The sequence below is a fragment of the Mesorhizobium sp. LMG 17147 genome (genome assembly GCF_024297145.1).
Classification (GTDB): Bacteria; Pseudomonadota; Alphaproteobacteria; order Rhizobiales; family Rhizobiaceae; genus Mesorhizobium.
The window spans coordinates 1-15,791 of record NZ_JANCTC010000017.1 but is presented as its reverse complement, the minus strand read 5'-3'; the positions used below and the strand labels follow the sequence as shown (position 1 = coordinate 15,791).

The 15,791-nt window shown below is 64.5% G+C and carries 14 protein-coding genes; 10 read left to right on the top strand and 4 right to left on the bottom strand.

Going from position 1 to position 15,791, the window contains the following annotated elements:
• The first annotated feature begins 218 nt into the window (after window positions 1-218).
• From NMG46_RS23600 to NMG46_RS23585, 4 genes are all read left to right on the top strand, one after another.
• A complete protein-coding gene (locus NMG46_RS23600) occupies window positions 219-1,661 on the top strand; it encodes a methylmalonyl-CoA mutase subunit beta (protein ID WP_254819927.1) in 1,443 nt (480 codons plus the stop codon).
• Entirely contained in the window at window positions 1,658-3,781 is a 2,124-nt protein-coding gene (gene scpA / locus NMG46_RS23595; RefSeq protein WP_254819926.1) for a methylmalonyl-CoA mutase, read from the top strand. The genes NMG46_RS23600 and scpA overlap by 4 nt, the downstream gene beginning before the upstream one ends.
• A gap of 72 nt (window positions 3,782-3,853) precedes the next feature.
• Complete coding sequence (locus tag NMG46_RS23590) at window positions 3,854-4,084, top strand: AbrB/MazE/SpoVT family DNA-binding domain-containing protein (RefSeq protein ID WP_254819925.1); 231 nt, start codon at window positions 3,854-3,856, stop codon at window positions 4,082-4,084.
• Window positions 4,081-4,467, top strand: a complete 387-nt coding sequence (locus NMG46_RS23585) for a type II toxin-antitoxin system death-on-curing family toxin (RefSeq protein ID WP_254819924.1) — start codon at window positions 4,081-4,083, stop codon at window positions 4,465-4,467. Before NMG46_RS23590 ends, NMG46_RS23585 begins: the two co-directional genes overlap by 4 nt.
• On the opposite strand, the gene NMG46_RS23580 is transcribed toward NMG46_RS23585, so the two are convergent.
• Window positions 4,464-4,937 carry a GreA/GreB family elongation factor gene (locus NMG46_RS23580; protein ID WP_254819923.1) on the bottom strand — a complete coding sequence of 158 codons (474 nt, stop codon included), beginning with the start codon at window positions 4,935-4,937 and terminating at the stop codon, window positions 4,464-4,466. The two genes, NMG46_RS23585 and NMG46_RS23580, sit on opposite strands and share 4 nt — an antisense overlap.
• 121 nt (window positions 4,938-5,058) lie before the next feature.
• On the opposite strand from NMG46_RS23580, the gene NMG46_RS23575 reads away from it, so the two are divergent.
• Window positions 5,059-6,435 (top strand): TIGR03808 family TAT-translocated repetitive protein, encoded by a 1,377-nt coding sequence (locus tag NMG46_RS23575; protein ID WP_254819922.1) that lies wholly within the window; start codon window positions 5,059-5,061, stop codon window positions 6,433-6,435.
• Here NMG46_RS23575 and NMG46_RS23570 read toward each other — a convergent pair.
• Window positions 6,428-7,432: an asparaginase gene (locus NMG46_RS23570; RefSeq protein WP_254819921.1), complete on the bottom strand. Its 1,005-nt coding sequence runs from the start codon at window positions 7,430-7,432 to the stop codon at window positions 6,428-6,430. The two genes, NMG46_RS23575 and NMG46_RS23570, sit on opposite strands and share 8 nt — an antisense overlap.
• Window positions 7,433-7,458: 26 nt before the next feature.
• Window positions 7,459-8,625 (bottom strand): acetyl-CoA acetyltransferase, encoded by a 1,167-nt coding sequence (locus NMG46_RS23565; protein WP_254819920.1) that lies wholly within the window; start codon window positions 8,623-8,625, stop codon window positions 7,459-7,461.
• 226 nt (window positions 8,626-8,851) lie between these two features.
• Between NMG46_RS23565 and betI the strand changes: the two genes are divergently transcribed.
• The 5 genes from betI to betB are packed head-to-tail and all read left to right on the top strand — an operon-like array spanning window position 8,852 to window position 15,151.
• Window positions 8,852-9,442, top strand: a complete 591-nt coding sequence (gene betI, locus NMG46_RS23560; protein ID WP_254819919.1) for a transcriptional regulator BetI — start codon at window positions 8,852-8,854, stop codon at window positions 9,440-9,442.
• Window positions 9,439-10,965 carry a choline-sulfatase gene (betC, locus tag NMG46_RS23555; protein WP_368389317.1) on the top strand — a complete coding sequence of 509 codons (1,527 nt, stop codon included), beginning with the start codon at window positions 9,439-9,441 and terminating at the stop codon, window positions 10,963-10,965. The genes betI and betC overlap by 4 nt, the downstream gene beginning before the upstream one ends.
• Window positions 10,962-11,972, top strand: coding sequence for a threonine/serine dehydratase (locus tag NMG46_RS23550; RefSeq protein WP_254819918.1), 1,011 nt, complete (start codon window positions 10,962-10,964; stop codon window positions 11,970-11,972). Before betC ends, NMG46_RS23550 begins: the two co-directional genes overlap by 4 nt.
• Before the next feature lie 3 nt (window positions 11,973-11,975).
• The gene (betA, locus tag NMG46_RS23545) at window positions 11,976-13,628 is read left to right on the top strand and encodes a choline dehydrogenase (RefSeq protein WP_254819917.1); all 1,653 of its coding nucleotides are present in this window, start codon (window positions 11,976-11,978) and stop codon (window positions 13,626-13,628) included.
• Between the two features lie 59 nt (window positions 13,629-13,687).
• Window positions 13,688-15,151 carry a betaine-aldehyde dehydrogenase gene (betB, locus tag NMG46_RS23540; RefSeq protein WP_254819916.1) on the top strand — a complete coding sequence of 488 codons (1,464 nt, stop codon included), beginning with the start codon at window positions 13,688-13,690 and terminating at the stop codon, window positions 15,149-15,151.
• Here the strand turns inward: betB and NMG46_RS23535 are convergent.
• Window positions 15,115-15,791, bottom strand: a 677-nt coding sequence (locus NMG46_RS23535) for an AGE family epimerase/isomerase (RefSeq protein ID WP_254819915.1), incomplete at its 5' end; no start/stop codon positions are given. The genes betB and NMG46_RS23535 overlap by 37 nt on opposite strands.

Sequence of the window (15,791 nt, the reverse complement as noted above, 5' to 3'; positions counted from 1 at the left end):
AGCCCCGCCGCAGGTATAGTGAGGCCATTGCGCAGCTACAATGGGCGTCGTCGAAAATGGCTTTTGGAGCTTGCGGAACCTGCCCATGTTTGGCAATCGATTGACGGTCGCAGTCACGCAAGACGTGTTGCACGGCGTGTACGCTGCATTGTGATATGCGGCCGGGGAACGTAGACTGACGTAGCTGGCCGCTGCGGCCGCTAGAATGAGGAGAACGGATGGGCGCCGGTGCCTTGACCCAGGATGCCGAACTTCCGAACGCCGACCGGCAACGATGGCTGGCGCTGGCGGAGAAGGCGCTGGCCGGCGGGTCCTTCGAGGAAAAGCTCGTCTCGCATACGGACGACGCCATCCGCATCGAACCGCTCTACGAGCGTTCGGTAACCGCCGAGCCTGTCGTGCGCGCCAACCCGGGATCACCGTGGATCGTCAGCCAGCGTATCGACGATCCGGACATAGGCCGCGCCAGTGCGCAGGCGCTGGAAGACGTCGCGCAGGGTGCTACCGGACTGTCGCTTGTCTTCGAAGGTGCGCCGAACGCCTTCGGCTACGGCTTGCCGAGGACGGCGGAGGCGCTGGAGGGCGTGCTCGACGGCGTGCCGCTCAACCGCATCCAGATCCGCATCGACGCCCATCCCTGGAGCCGCGCCGTGGCCGACTGGCTGGTGGCGTTTTTGACCAAGCGCCGCTCCGACCCGGCAAAGCTCAACCTCTCCTTCGGCATCGATCCGGCGGCGATTTTTGCCGGGACCGGCAGGCTGCGCATGTCGATCGACGCTTTACAGGCTTCGATGCCGCAATCGCTGGCGCATTTCTTTTCGATGGGTGTGCCCGGCGTGCTGCTGGAGGCCGACGGGCGGGTATTCCACAATGCCGGCGCCACCGAGGCGCAGGAGCTTGGCACCATGCTCGCCTCGGCCGTCTCCTATCTGAGGCTGTTCGAGAAGGCGCGCCAGCCGCTCGTCTACGCGGCGCCGCATATCGGTTTTGCACTGAGCGTCGACCAGGACCAGTTCGTATCGACTGCGAAGGTCAGGGCGTTGCGCAGGCTGTGGGCGCGTGTCCAGGAGGCCTGCTCGATACCGCCCTCCACTGCCAGCATCCATGCCGAAACCTCCTTCCGGATGATGACGGCGGCCGACCCGGAAACCAACATCCTGCGCACCACCATCGCCGCTTTCGCGGCTGCCGCCGGCGGCGCGGATTCGATCGCCATCCTGCCGCACACGATCGCGCACGGCCTACCCGCGGGCTTTGCCCGCCGCGTTGCCCGCAACGCGCAACTGGTCATGGCCAATGAAAGCCACATCGACCACGTCGCCGATCCGGTTTGCGGTTCAGGCGCCGTCGAAGCGCTGACTGCGGAGCTCTGCGCGGCGGCCTGGCAGGAGTTCCAGCAGATCGAGGCGGAAGGCGGCGTGCTGACCAGCCTTGAGCAAGGCCACATCCAGAGGCGCGTCCAGGCAGCTTCCGCCCGCCGCAACACAGCCTACGAGGCGGGCGAACGGGCGATCGTCGGCACGACGCTGCACCCGTCGAAGACCGAGCGTCCGGTCGAGACGCTGGCGGCGGCGCGGCGGCCTGCCTTCGACGAAGGCGTTGCGGTGTGCGAGCCGCTGTTTCCGATCCGCATCGATCAGTCGATCGGAGCGGTACCATGATCCCGGATTTCAGGCAGATCGCCTGGTCGCCGCCACGGCGGGCGCCTGTCGAGGTCAAAGGTCAGCGGATGACGCCGGAAGGCATCGCCATCAAGCATCTCTACAACCAGGGCGATCTCAAGGGCTTGCCTCATCTCGATACCTATCCGGGCCTGCCGCCCTTCGTGCGCGGCCCCTATCCGACGATGTATGTCCAGCAACCCTGGACGATCCGGCAATATGCCGGCTTCTCGACGGCAGAGGAATCCAACGCCTTCTACCGGCGCAACCTTGCTGCCGGCCAGAAAGGCCTGTCGGTCGCCTTCGATCTCGCCACGCACCGCGGCTACGACAGCGACCATCCGCGCGTCGCCGGCGATGTCGGCATGGCCGGCGTCGCCATCGATTCCATTCTCGACATGCGCCAGTTGTTCGACGGCATCCCGCTTAACGAGATGACGGTATCGATGACGATGAACGGCGCCGTGCTGCCAATCATGGCGCTCTATATCGTGGCGGCGGAGGAACAGGGCGTCGCGCAGAAGGATCTCGGCGGGACCATTCAGAACGACATCCTGAAAGAGTTCATGGTGCGCAACACCTATATCTATCCGCCAAAACCTTCGATGCGGATCGTGGCGGACATTTTTTCCTACACGTCGAAGTACATGCCGAAGTTCAATTCGATCTCGATCTCCGGCTACCACATGCAGGAGGCGGGAGCGACGGCGGACCTCGAGCTCGCCTACACGATTGCCGACGGTATCGAATATGCCCGCGCCGGCGTCGCGGCCGGCCTCGACATCGACCGTTTCGCTCCGCGCCTTTCCTTCTTCTGGGCCATCGGCATGAATTTCTTCATGGAAGTCGCGAAGCTGAGAGCAGCGCGCCTTTTGTGGGCCAGCCTGATGCTGAAGAATTTTTCGCCGAAGGACGAGCGTTCGCTGTCGCTGCGCACCCATTGCCAGACTTCGGGCTGGTCGCTGACGGCGCAGGATCCCTACAACAACATCATCCGCACCATGATCGAGGCGATGGCCGCGACTCAAGGGCATACGCAGTCGCTGCACACCAATTCCTTCGATGAGGCAATGGCGCTGCCGACCGACCATTCGGCCCGCATCGCCCGCAACACACAGCTCATCCTGCAGAAGGAATCCGGCACGACGCGCATTATCGACCCGTGGGGCGGCTCCGCCTATGTCGAACGGTTGACGCATGACCTGGCGGCGCGTGCGCTGGCGCATATCGAGGAGGTCGAGAGCCTCGGCGGCATGGCCGCGGCAATCGAAAAGGGCCTACCGAAGCTGCGCATCGAAGAGGCTGCCGCGCGCACCCAGGCGCGCATCGATTCCGGCGAACAGGTCGTGGTCGGCGTCAATGCTCACCGTCCCGGCACGGACATCGAAGTCGACGTGCTGAAGATCGACAATGCCGAAGTCAGGGCGCGGCAATTGTCGAAGCTGCAGCGGCTGAAAGGCACGCGTGACGTCGCAGCCGTCGAGAGCGCGCTCAATGCGCTGACCCGTGCTGCCGGGAGTAACGGAAACCTGCTGGAATTCGCCATCCGGGCGGCGCGCGCCAATGCCACGGTCGGCGAGATTTCGCTGGCGCTGGAAAAAGTCTTCGGCCGTCATGTCGCCTCGGTGCAGACGATCTCCGGCGTCTATCGCAACGCGCTTGGTCACAGTCCAGTGGTCGACCGGCTGCAGGACAAGATCGTGGCGTTCGAGGAGAAGTCGGGCGGCAGGCCGCGCATTCTGGTCGCCAAGATGGGCCAAGACGGCCATGATCGCGGCCAGAAAGTGATCGCCACCGCCTTTGCCGACCTAGGCTTCGACGTCACCGTCGGGCCGATGTTCCAGACGCCGGAAGAGATCGCCAGGCTGGCCGTCGAGCATGACGTGCACATCGTCGGCGCCTCGTCGCTGGCTGCGGGCCATTTGACGCTTATTCCCGAACTCAAACTTGCGCTGAAGAAGCTCGGCCGCGACGACATGCTGATCGTCGCCGGCGGGGTCATTCCACCACAGGATTACGACGCAGTCCGGCAGGCAGGCGCCACTGAAATTTTCCCGCCCGGCACAGTCATCCCGGAAGCGGCGGACCGGCTGATGGACCGCCTGCTGCAGGTTGGCTGATGCCTTGTTCTAACGTCTGTTGTAACGAGAAACACGCAGAGTTATAATCAGCGTTGCAACAGGATGCTCACCATGAACACCACCATTCGCAAGATCGGCAATTCCGAAGGCGTGATCCTGCCGAGGGAAATTCTCGACCGCATGAACCTGAAGGCGGGCGACAGCATCGTCATCGTTCAGGAAGGCGATGAGCTTCGTCTGCGCCGCACCGAGGACACTGCTGAAGAATTCGAGCGCAAGATGAAGATCGCGCGCGAGCGGATGAAGAAGTATGAGGTTGCCTACCGCGCGCTCGCAAAATGACCGAGCATCATTCGCGGGAATTCGTGGAGGCGCTTCACGCCGAGCAGCTGCGCCTCCACGGCGGCGCAGCGGGCATCCGCGACGAGGGAATGCTGGAGTCGGCGCTCTACAGGCGGCAGCAGAGGGAAATCTATGGCGAGCCCGATCTCTGTGAGCTGGCGTCCGCTTATCTTTTCGGTATCGCCAAAAACCATCCATTCGTCGACGGAAACGAGCGTACTGCTTTCGCGGCGGCCGATCTGTTCCTTTATTTCAATGGCTTGAGCATCGAAGCCGAGCAGGCGGACATTATTCAACTGGTCATGATGGTCGCCGCCGGCGAAATCGAGGAGGCTGGTGCCGCGGCGTTCTTCCGCGATCATGTCGTCAAGCTCGAAGACTAACTGTCGGAGAGCTTGACGATCTCCCACTCCTTGCCATTGACCACGGCAACTTCGCCGACCTTCTTGCCGAACAGCGCCATCGCCATCGGCGACACATGGGAAATTGTCCCCTTGGCGGGATTTGCCTCATCCTCGCCGACGATCTTCCAGTGCACCTTCTTGCCGTCGTCGCTTTCCAACGTGACACCCATGCCGAAGCGGACCATGTCGCTGCCCGGCTCCGGCACCGAAAGTTCGGCGCTTTCGCGCCGCGCCGTCCAATAGCGAAGATCACGCGACACCAGCGCGATGCGCTCGCGGTCGGCCCGCTTTTCGGCTCGGCCGAGCTCGTCGCGCAGAGCGGCCACCTCCGCATCGATCAGCGCCAGGCCGCGTTCCGTCACCAGATTGCGGTGATGGCTGATCGGCCGCTCGCCGATGCCGGCGATGGCGTTTTCGCTGTCTTCCTCGCGGGTGAAGGCCCGGCTCATCCGACGAACTTATGCCTGACGCGACGACTCCACAAGCCGTAGCCGGCGAACCGACGTCGGGGCCGATCCTGTCTGGCACGAATCCTGCGGCGCGACCGTTGAACGCAAGGAATCTGTGCCGATGTTGAACAGACGAACGCTGCTTGCGCAGACCGCCGGATTTGCCGTCATGGGGCTTTCGCTCGGCAAGGCAGCGGCGAAAAACCTGCCCGGCATCGAGAAAGCCGCGATGCGCGGCGCGATCAACGCGACCGATCTCGGCGTCCGGCCCGGCGCGCTTGACGACCAGAGCAAGGCTTTCACCAAGCTGCTGCGCGATGCGCACGACCGCGACATGGCGGTGTTCCTGCCGCCGGGGACCTATATCGTTTCCAGCCTGTCGCTGCCCGGCCGCGTGCGCCTGTCCGGGGTGCCGGGCGCATCGCGGATCGTCTATGGCGGCAATGGCCATCTCATCATGGCAGAACAGTCCGAGCATATCGAACTCAGCGGGCTGGTGTTCGACGGCGGCAAGCGCTGGATGGGCGACTACACGCAAGGCCTGCTCGATCTGCGCCGCATCGTCCATCTGGTCGTCGACAACTGCCAGATGACCGGCAGCGGCAAGAACGGTCTGGCGCTCGAACACGCCTCGGGCCGCATCGAGCGCTCGGAGATATCCGGCGCAGCCGACGCCGGCATCTATTCGGTCGAGGCCGATGGCCTGGAAATATCAGGCAATAGCGTCTCCGACTGTGCCAACGGCGGCATCCTCGTGCACCGCTGGCAGGCAGCGGAAGACGGCACCATCGTCAGCGGCAACCGCATCGAACGCATCCAGGCGCGCAGCGGCGGAACCGGCCAGAACGGCAATGGCATCAATGCCTTCCGCGCCGGCAACGTCATCATCTCCGGCAATATTGTTTCGGACTGCGCGTTTTCGGCGATCCGCGCCAACAGTGCCAGTAATGTGCAGATCACCGGCAATACCTGCTCGCGCTCGGGCGAAACGGCCGTGTATTCCGAATTCTCATTCGAAGGCGCGATCATCGACAACAATATTGTCGATGGCGCCGCGAACGGCATTTCGATCGTCAATTTCAACGAAGGCGGCCGCATGGGCGTCTGCTCCGGCAACATCGTCCGCAATCTGTCGACCAGCGGCCCCTACCCTGCCGACGCGCCCGGCTTCGGCGTCGGCATCAGCGTCGAGGCAGACACCGTAGTTTCCGGCAATGTCGTCGAGAGTGCGCCGCTCTACGGCATGCAGATCGGCTGGGGACCGTTCATGCGCAATGTGGTCGCCACGGGAAACGTCATCCGCAAGGCGGGGACTGGCATCGTCGTCACCGTGGTCGAAGGTGCCGGGCCGGCAATCATCTCCGACAATGTCATCGACGGGGTCCAGAATGGCGCGATTGTCGGCCAACGCTGGGCCGAGCCGGTGACCGGCGACCTCGCCGCATCAGGCAATGCCGGCTACGCGCATTTGACCGTCGAGCGCAACCACGTCAGTTGAGGGTGGCCGTCGGCCGGAGCGCGCCAACCTTGACGCCGATCCGGCTTTCGATGGGCGGATTTGCCTGTTCGAGCAGTTTCGCCGCTACCATCTTGTCGGCGTGCAGCAGCTTAGCCAGCACGGCCGCGACCATCGCTTCAGCGGCGCGGCCGGCGCCATCGTCGCATTTCAGCGCGATGCCAAGGCCGAGCTCCGGAACGGCGGCGCAAAAAACACCTTCGGCGCCTCCCTTGACGAAAATCCGCCCGGGCGCGGCCTCCATCATCGTAACATCGGACCTGCCCGTGCCGGCGACGAAAAACGGCTCGGCCATGCAGGCGGAGAGCAGCCGCTTCGCCGCCCGGGCGCGCACCGGCTCGAAGCCGGCACCTGTCGCCATGCGGGCAAAGCCAAGGGCAAAGCTGCGCAGCGGCACGGCATAGGTCGGAATCGAGCAGCCGTCGGTGCCGCGGTGATCGGCGTCATGGGCAGCACCGGTCACCGCCTGCATCGCTTCGCGCACCATCTCCTGCGAGGCATGGCCAGCCTTGACGTAACCACGATGGGCGATGCCGCTGTGAACGCAGGTGCATAGGAAGCCTGAGTGCTTGCCGGAACAATTATTGTGCAGCGCGCTCGGCACGCTGCCGGCGCGGGCAAGTGCCAGCGTCGCTCCATGGCTCGACGGCCAATGCGCGCCGCATTCGAGTGCCGCCTCGTCCAGGCCGGCCTTCGCCAGCATGGCGCGCGCCAGCTCGACATGTGGCGGCTCGCCGGAATGCGAGGCGCAGGCCAGCGCCAGCTCCCGATCACCGAAGCCGTAGGCATCGGCAGCGCCGCTCTCGACCAGCGGCAGCGCCTGGATCGCCTTGACCGCCGAACGCGGGAACACCGGCTGTGCCGTGTCGCCGATCTCCCAGACAGGCTTGCCATCGGCGTCGAAGACGGCAACAGCGCCGCGATGGGCACTCTCGACGATTGCGCCGCGCAAGACTTCGACCAGAACCGGATTTGCCATGTCACCTCCCGCAAATGCGGGCGGGTTTATCTGATCCTGTCGAGAATGGAAACGTAGTTGGCGACCGCGGCACCACCCATGTTGAAGATGCCGCCGAGTTTTGCTCCCGGCACCTGGATGCCGCCCGCCTCGCCGACAAGCTGCATGGCGCTCAGCACATGCATGGATACGCCGGTGGCACCGATTGGGTGGCCCTTGGCCTTCAGCCCGCCCGACGGATTGACCGGCAACCTTCCATTCTTCGCCGTCTCGCCATCCAGGGCCAGCTTGGCGCCCTCGCCGGGCTTGGCCAGGCCCATTGCCTCATACTCGATCAGTTCGGCGATGGTGAAGCAGTCATGCGTCTCGACAAAGGAAAGGTCGCCGAGCGTCACGCCCGCCTGCTTCAGCGCCTGGTTCCAGGCCTGCTCACAGCCCTCGAAGGCGAGAATGTCGCGCTTCGACATCGGTAGGAAATCCTGCACATGCTCATTGGCGCGAAAGGCGACGGCGCGACGCATCTTCAGCGCCGTGGCCGTATCAGCAAGGACAAGCGCAGCGGCGCCGTCTGAGACCAGCGAGCAGTCCGTGCGCTTCAGCGGACCGGCGACGAAGGGGTTTTTTTCGCTTTCCTGCCGGCAGAACTCGTAACCGAAATCCTTGCGCATCTGCGCATAGGGATTGTCGACGCCGTTCTTGTGGTTCTTGGCGGCGATCATCGCCAGCGCATCCGACTGATCGCCATAGCGCTGGAAATAGGCTTGGGCGATCTTGCCGAAGACGCCGGCGAAGCCTGCCGGCGTGTCACCGTCCTCCGGCAGATACGAGGCCTTGAGCAGGTTCTTGCCGATCTCGGGACCTGATGTCGTCGTCATCTGCTCGGCGCCGACCACCAGCACGATACGGGCGGCATTGGCGGCGATGGCGCGGATGCCTTGCCTGACTGCCGCCGAGCCGGTGGCGCAGGCGTTCTCGACGCGGGTCGCCGGCTTGAAGCGCAGCCGGTCGTCGGCCTGGAGTACCAGGCTCGCGGTGAAATCCTGGGCGGAAAACCCGGCGTTGAAGTGGCCGAGCACGATCTCGTCGACGTCATCCGGACCGATGCCGGCATGATCAAGCGCCTCGACTGCCACCTTGGTGATCAGGCTCTCCAGCGTCTCGCCTTCGAGCTTGCCGAAGCGCGAATGCGCCCAACCGACGATGCATGCTGTCATGGCGATCTCCATCCTGTGGACCCGGGCTACGCGATCTTGCGGCGCGCCTCAGCATTGTTCAAGCATGAACCGTTCCGCCGGCTTCGTGAAGGGGCCAGAACCGCACAATCGCTTGATCTTGAACATCTGGTCATAGTCCCTGGCTTTTGCCAGCAAATCAGACCGGATTTTTGTTGATTGATGCGTCAATAAAAAATAATCTTGGTGCCAACACGCCGGAGCAAGAATGCCGAAACTCGGAATGGAACCGTTGCGCCGCAGGGCGCTCATCGACGCAACGATCTCGGCGATCGGCGAGCGCGGTTCGCTCGATGTGACGATGTCGGAAATCGCCGGGCGCGCCGGCGTGTCCTCGGCGCTTGCCCACCATTATTTCGGCGCCAAGGACGAATTGCTGCTGGCGACCATGCGGCACATCCTCGGCGAACTAACCGCCGACACGCGCCGTGCACTTCGCGCGGCCGGCACGGCGCGCCAGCGCGTCTCGGCGGTGGTCGCGGTCAACTTCTCCGACATCCAGTTCCAGCCCGAAACGATCGCCGCCTGGCTCGCCTTCTATGTCGAGGCGCAGAAGTCGTCAGCACTTCGTCGGCTGCTCAAGGTCTATGCGCGGCGGCTGCATTCCAATCTGCTCAGCGGGCTGACCGGCATCCTGCCGAGGAGCGAGGCCGACCGGGTCGCCGAAGCGACTGCGGCGCTGATCGACGGGCTCTATATCAGGCGCGCGCTGAAGGACGGCGTCCCCGATGCCGCGACCGCAATCGCACTGATCGAGGACTATCTCGAAACGAAGCTCAGCGGGCGGCAGAAGCAGTGACATCCAAACCCAACATCCTGATCGTCATGGTCGATCAGCTCAACGGAACGCTGTTCCCGGATGGGCCGGCGGACTTCCTGCACGCGCCGAATCTGAAGGCGCTCGCCGCGCGTTCGGCGCGGTTTTGCAACAATTACACCGCGTCGCCGCTCTGCGCCCCGGGCCGCGCCGCATTCATGAGCGGCCAGTTGCCGTCACGCACCGGTGTCTATGACAACGCCGCCGAATTCGCATCTTCGATCCCGACCTTTGCCCATCATCTGCGCACCGCAGGCTATCACACCTGCCTCTCCGGCAAGATGCATTTCGTCGGGCCGGACCAGTTGCACGGTTTCGAGGAGCGGCTGACCACCGACATCTATCCGGCCGATTTCGGCTGGACACCCGACTATCGCAAACCCGGCGAGCGCATCGACTGGTGGTATCACAATCTCGGCTCCGTCAGCGGCGCCGGTACTGCCGAGATCACCAACCAGCTGGAATATGACGACGAGGTCGCCTTCCATGCGGTGCAGAAGCTCTACGATTTTGCCCGCGTCTCCGACGATGCCGCACATCGGCCCTGGTGCTTGACGGTTTCCTTCACCCATCCGCACGATCCTTACGTCGCACGGCGGCGCTACTGGGATCTCTACGAGGATTGCCCGACAGTCGAGCCTGAGGTCGGCTTCATCCCCTACAACAGGCAGGACCCGCATTCGCAGCGGCTCTACTGCGCCAGCGACTATGACAGCTTCGACATCACCACTGAGCAGATACGCCGCGCGCGGCGCGGCTATTTCGCCAACATCTCCTATCTCGACGACAAGCTCGGCGAATTGCTGTCGGTACTCGAGCGCACGCGAATGCTCGACGATACGATCATCCTGTTCTGCTCGGATCACGGCGACATGCTGGGCGAGCGAGGCCTGTGGTTCAAGATGTGCTTTTTCGAAGGTTCGGCGCGGGTGCCGCTGATGATCGCCGGCAAGGGCGTACACGCCGGGCTGATCGAGACGCCGGTTTCCAATCTCGACGTGACGCCGACACTTTGCGACCTCGCCGGCATCGACATCAGCGCGATTGCCCCGTGGACCGACGGCCAGTCGCTGCTGCCGTTGCTGAACGGAAAGAAACGCTCCGCGCCGGTGCTGATGGAATATGCCGCCGAAGGCTCCAACGCGCCGATGGTGGCGATGCGCGAGGGCCGCTACAAATTCATCCATTGCGACATCGATCCGCCGCAACTGTTTGATCTTGAATCGGATCCGCGGGAATTGACCAACCTCGCCGCCGATCCGGCCAATGCGGCGTTGGTGGCCGCTTTCACCGACAAGGTGCGGGCGCGCTGGGACATGGCGGCGTTCGATGCCGCAGTGCGTGCCAGCCAGGCACGCCGCTGGGTGGTCTACCCGGCGCTGCGCAACGGCACCCATTATCCCTGGGAATTCCAGCCGCTGCAGAAGGCATCGGAGCGCTACATGCGCAACCACATGAACCTCGACCTGCTCGAAGAGCAGAAGCGCTTTCCGCGAGGCAAATGATGGCAGACCGTCTCGTCCCCTCGCTCGACCATCTCAGGCAGGCCTATGCCGTCACCTCCAAGGCAACGCAGGTCACGCCGCTGCTGGAATCGGCGGCACTCGCCCGCGAGACCGGCGCTGCCCGCGTCTTCGTCAAGGCCGAATCGCTGCAATGGGCCGGATCGTTCAAGGTGCGCGGCGCCTACTGGCGGCTGAAGAAGCTCTCGCCTGACGAAACGCAAAAGGGCGTCGTCGCCTACTCCTCCGGCAATTTCGCGCAAGGGCTGGCGGCGGCAGGCCAGGCGCTTGGCATTCCCGTCACCATCGTCATGCCGATCGACGCGCCGGCCGCTAAGCGCGACGCCACATCGGGTTACGGCGCGCGCGTGGTGCTGACTGACCATGGGGAGCGCGCGCGTGAGGAAGTCGCCGCCGCCAAGGCGCGCGAGATCGCTGCGGGCGAAGGCCTGGCGCTGCTGCACCCGTTCGACGATCCGGAGATCGTCGCCGGCCAGGCCGGTGCCGGGCTGGAGGCACTCGACCAGCTCGCCGCCAGGCAAGCGGAGGCCGATCTCTTGTTCTGCTCAGTCGGCGGCGGCGGCCTGACCGGCGGCGTTTCGCTGGCCTTCCATTACCTGTCGCCCGCCACGGAGATCATCGGCGTCGAGCCCGAAGGTTTTGACGGCATGGGCTCGTCGCTGGCGCATGGCGCCATCGAAACCATGCCGATCGGGCCGAAATCGATCTGCGACGGACTGATGTCGCGGCGGCCGGGCGACGCGCCGTTCGCAGCGGTGAAGGCAGCCGGCGTTCGCGGCGTCACCGTCGACGATGCTTCGGTGCGGCGCGCCATGCGCATCGCCTTCGAGCGGCTGAAGCTGGTGCTCGAACCATCCGGCGCTGCTTCGCTGGCAGCGTTGCTCGGCGGCAAGGTCGACGCGACCGGCAAGACCGTTCTCATAGTGGCAACCGGCGGCAACGTCTCGCTGGCCGATTTCATTGCGCATATGAACCACGGGCGCGCATGAACCATGCTTGAAGCGGATTTCGTCATTATCGGCTCCGGCTCGGCCGGCTCGGCCATGGCCTACCGTCTGTCGGAGGACGGCAAGCATTCGGTCATCGTCATCGAATATGGCGGCAGCGATATTGGGCCGCTGATCCAGATGCCGTCGGCGCTGTCGATCCCGCTCAATATGAGCCTCTACGACTGGGGCTTTGCCAGCGAGCCCGAGCCGCACCTCGGTGGCCGCGTGCTGGCGACGCCGCGCGGCAAGGTCATCGGCGGCTCGTCGTCGATCAACGGCATGGTCTATGTGCGCGGCCATGCCCGCGACTTCGACCACTGGGCCGAACAGGGCGCGGCCGGCTGGGGGTTTGCCGACGTGCTCCCCTATTTCAAGCGCATGGAGGACAGCGCAGGCGGCGAGGATGGCTGGCGCGGCCATGGCGGCCCGCTGACTGTGCAGCGCGGCTCGAGGACGAACCCACTCTATGGCGCCTTCGTCGAGGCAGGCCGTCAGGCCGGCTTCGAGCTGACGGACGACTACAATGGCGCGAAGCAGGAGGGCTTTGGGCCGATGGAGCAGACCATCCGCGGCGGCCGTCGCTGGTCGGCGGCGAGCGCCTATCTGAGGCCGGCGCTGAGGCGGAAAAACGTCATCCTGGTCAAGGGTTTCGCCCGGCGGGTGATCATCGAGAATCAACGCGCCACCGGCGTCGAGATCGAAGCGCGCAAACGGATTCAGGTAGTCAGAGCGCGGCGCGAGGTGATCGTTGCCGCATCCTCGATCAACTCGCCCAAGATCCTGATGCTGTCCGGCATCGGCCCCGGCCAGCACCTTAGGGAGAACGGCATTCCGGTGATCGCCGACCGGCCGGGTGTCGGCCGCAATCTGCAGGATCATATGGAGCTCTACATCCAGCAGGAATCGACAAAGCCGATCACGCTGAACTCGGTGCTGAATCCGTTTTCGAAGGCGATGATCGGGGCACAATGGCTGTTCTTCAAATCCGGCCTCGGCGCCACCAACCATTTCGAGGCAGCCGCCTTCGTGCGCTCGCGCGCCGGCGTCGACTATCCCGATATCCAGTATCACTTCATCCCGGCCGCGGTCCGCTATGACGGCAAGGCGGCGGCCAAGGCGCATGGTTTCCAGGCGCATGTCGGGCCGATGCGGTCGAAGTCGCGCGGTTCGGTCACGCTGCGCTCGCCCGATCCCAAATCGAAGCCGGTGATCCGCTTCAACTACATGTCGCATCCGGACGACTGGAAGGAGTTCCGCCACTGCATCCGGCTGACCCGCGAGATTTTCGGGCAAGCGGCCTTCGATCCGTACCGCGGCAAGGAACTGTCGCCGGGCGCGCATATACAATCGGATGACGAACTCGACGCCTTCATTCGCGATCACGCCGAAAGCGCCTACCACCCTTGCGGCACCTGCAAGATGGGCCGTGCCGATGATGCGATGAGCGTCGTCGATCCGGAATGCCGCGTCATTGGCGTTGAAGGGCTGCGGGTCGCCGATTCCTCGATCTTCCCGCGTGTCACCAACGGCAATCTCAACGCGCCGTCGATCATGACTGGCGAGAAGGCCGCCGACCACATACTCGGGCGCACGCCGCTGCCACCTTCCAACCAGGAACCATGGATCAATCCGCGCTGGCAGGTGTCGGACAGATAGGCCATGATCCGGCGGACGCATATTCCGCATGCCGCGACAAGACGATTTGGAGAACAGTCATGCGCGCCCAGCCAACGGCATCGCATTATGTCAACGGCCGCTATATCGACGACGAGCGCGGCGCAGCGCTGCCGGTCATCTATCCGGCAACCGGCGAGACCATCGCCATGCTGCGCTCGGCGACGCCGAACGTGCTGGAGCTCGCGATCGAGGCGGCGCGTGCGGCACAACCCGCCTGGGCGCGGTTGAAGCCGGTCGAACGCGGCCGCATCCTGCGCCGTGCCGCCGACATTCTGCGCGCGCGCAATGCCGATCTGGCGCGCATTGAGACGCTGGATACCGGCAAGCCTATCCAGGAGACGCTGGTTGCTGACGCCCCGTCGGCGGCCGACTGCCTGGAATATTTCGGCGGCGCCGTTGCCGCATTCAATGGCGAGGCCGTCGATCTCGGCGGACCCTTTGCCTATACCAGGCGCGAGGCGCTCGGCGTCTGCGTCGGCATCGGCGCCTGGAACTACCCGATCCAGATCGCGGGCTGGAAATCCGCACCCGCGCTCGCGATGGGCAATGCGATGGTGTTCAAGCCGTCGGAGAACACGCCTCTTTCAGCGCTGGCGCTCGCCGAAATCTACACCGAGGCCGGCCTGCCGGACGGGCTGTTCAATGTCGTGCAAGGTTTGGGCGATGTCGGCGCTGGCCTTGTCGGCCATGACGTCGTCGCCAAGGTCTCGGTGACCGGCTCGGTGCCGACCGGCCGCAAGGTGCTGTCGCTCGCCGGCTCGAAGATGAAGCACGCGACGATGGAGCTTGGCGGCAAGTCGCCGCTGATCGTCTTCGAAGACGCCAACCTCGAAAATGCCATCGGCGGCGCGATGCTCGGCAATTTCTATTCGACCGGCCAGATCTGCTCCAACGGCACGCGGGTCTTCGTGCAGAGCGGCATCCATGACCGTTTCGTCGAGAGGCTGACCGAACGGACGAAGAAAATCCGCATCGGCGATCCGCTCGATCCGGACACGCAGATGGGGCCGCTGGTCTCGAAGGCGCAGCACGACAAGGTGGTCTCTTACATCGAGGCCGGCAAGCAGGATGGCGCGGTGCTCGCCTGCGGCGGCAATGTGCCTTCGCTGCAGGGTTTCCAGGGTGGCTTCTTCGTCGAGCCGACGGTGTTCACCGGTGTCACCGACACGATGCGCATCGCGCGCGAGGAGATTTTCGGGCCGGTGATGAGTGTGCTGAAATTCGACAGCGAGGACGAGGTGATCGAGCGCGCCAACGACACCGAATTCGGCCTCGCCGCCGGCGTGTTCACCCGCGACCTGGCGCGCGCCCATCGTGTCATCGCCGAATTGCAGGCCGGCACCTGCTGGATCAACGCCTACAATCTGACGCCGGTCGAAATCCCCTTCGGCGGCTTCAAGCAGTCCGGCGTCGGCCGCGAGAATTCGCTCGCGGCGCTAGCGCTCTATTCGCAGCTGAAGTCGGTCTATGTCGAGACCGGGGATGTCGCCAGCCCGTACTGATCCTTGCGGGCCGTGCCGTCGAGATACTGGGTCAGCGCGCAGACGAGATGATAGAAGATGCTGGCCGGCACCTCGTTTGCCAGCGAGCGGCCACGCTCGTCGATGCGGTCGATCCACAGGCCGAGCGGTGCCGGATTGATGTGCCAGCGAAACAGCCGGCCGACCCGTGCCTCGATCTCCGGCTTCAGGTCGGGACCCCCCGAACCGTCCAGCGCGATCGCCGCCTTGATCGCTTCGGCCTGCGGCCAGCTGCGCGAGACGCGGTCGAGCGGCAGTCCTTGCCGCGAGACGGCGCCGTAGGCAAGACCCGTGGCGCGGTTCAGGCCATTGGCGATCGCCGACGCGTAGAGCTTCCTGGCGAGGCCGGTCAAGTCGCTCTGGCGGCTGCGGCCGGCGAAGTCGACCAGCAGCGAGGCCCATTCGAAATGATGGCCCGGTTCGGTCCAGGTGCCCTTCTCGCCAGGGGCCGGCCGCCATTCATGGTCGAAATACTCGCCAAGGGTCCAGCTTTCCGGGTCGAAGAAATGGCTGCGGAACAGATCGACGATGCGCGCGGCGCGGCGGAGATGAGCGCGCTCGCCGGTCGCCTGATGCCAGGCCAGGAACGCCTCGAGCAGATGCATGTGCGGGTTGGAGCGGC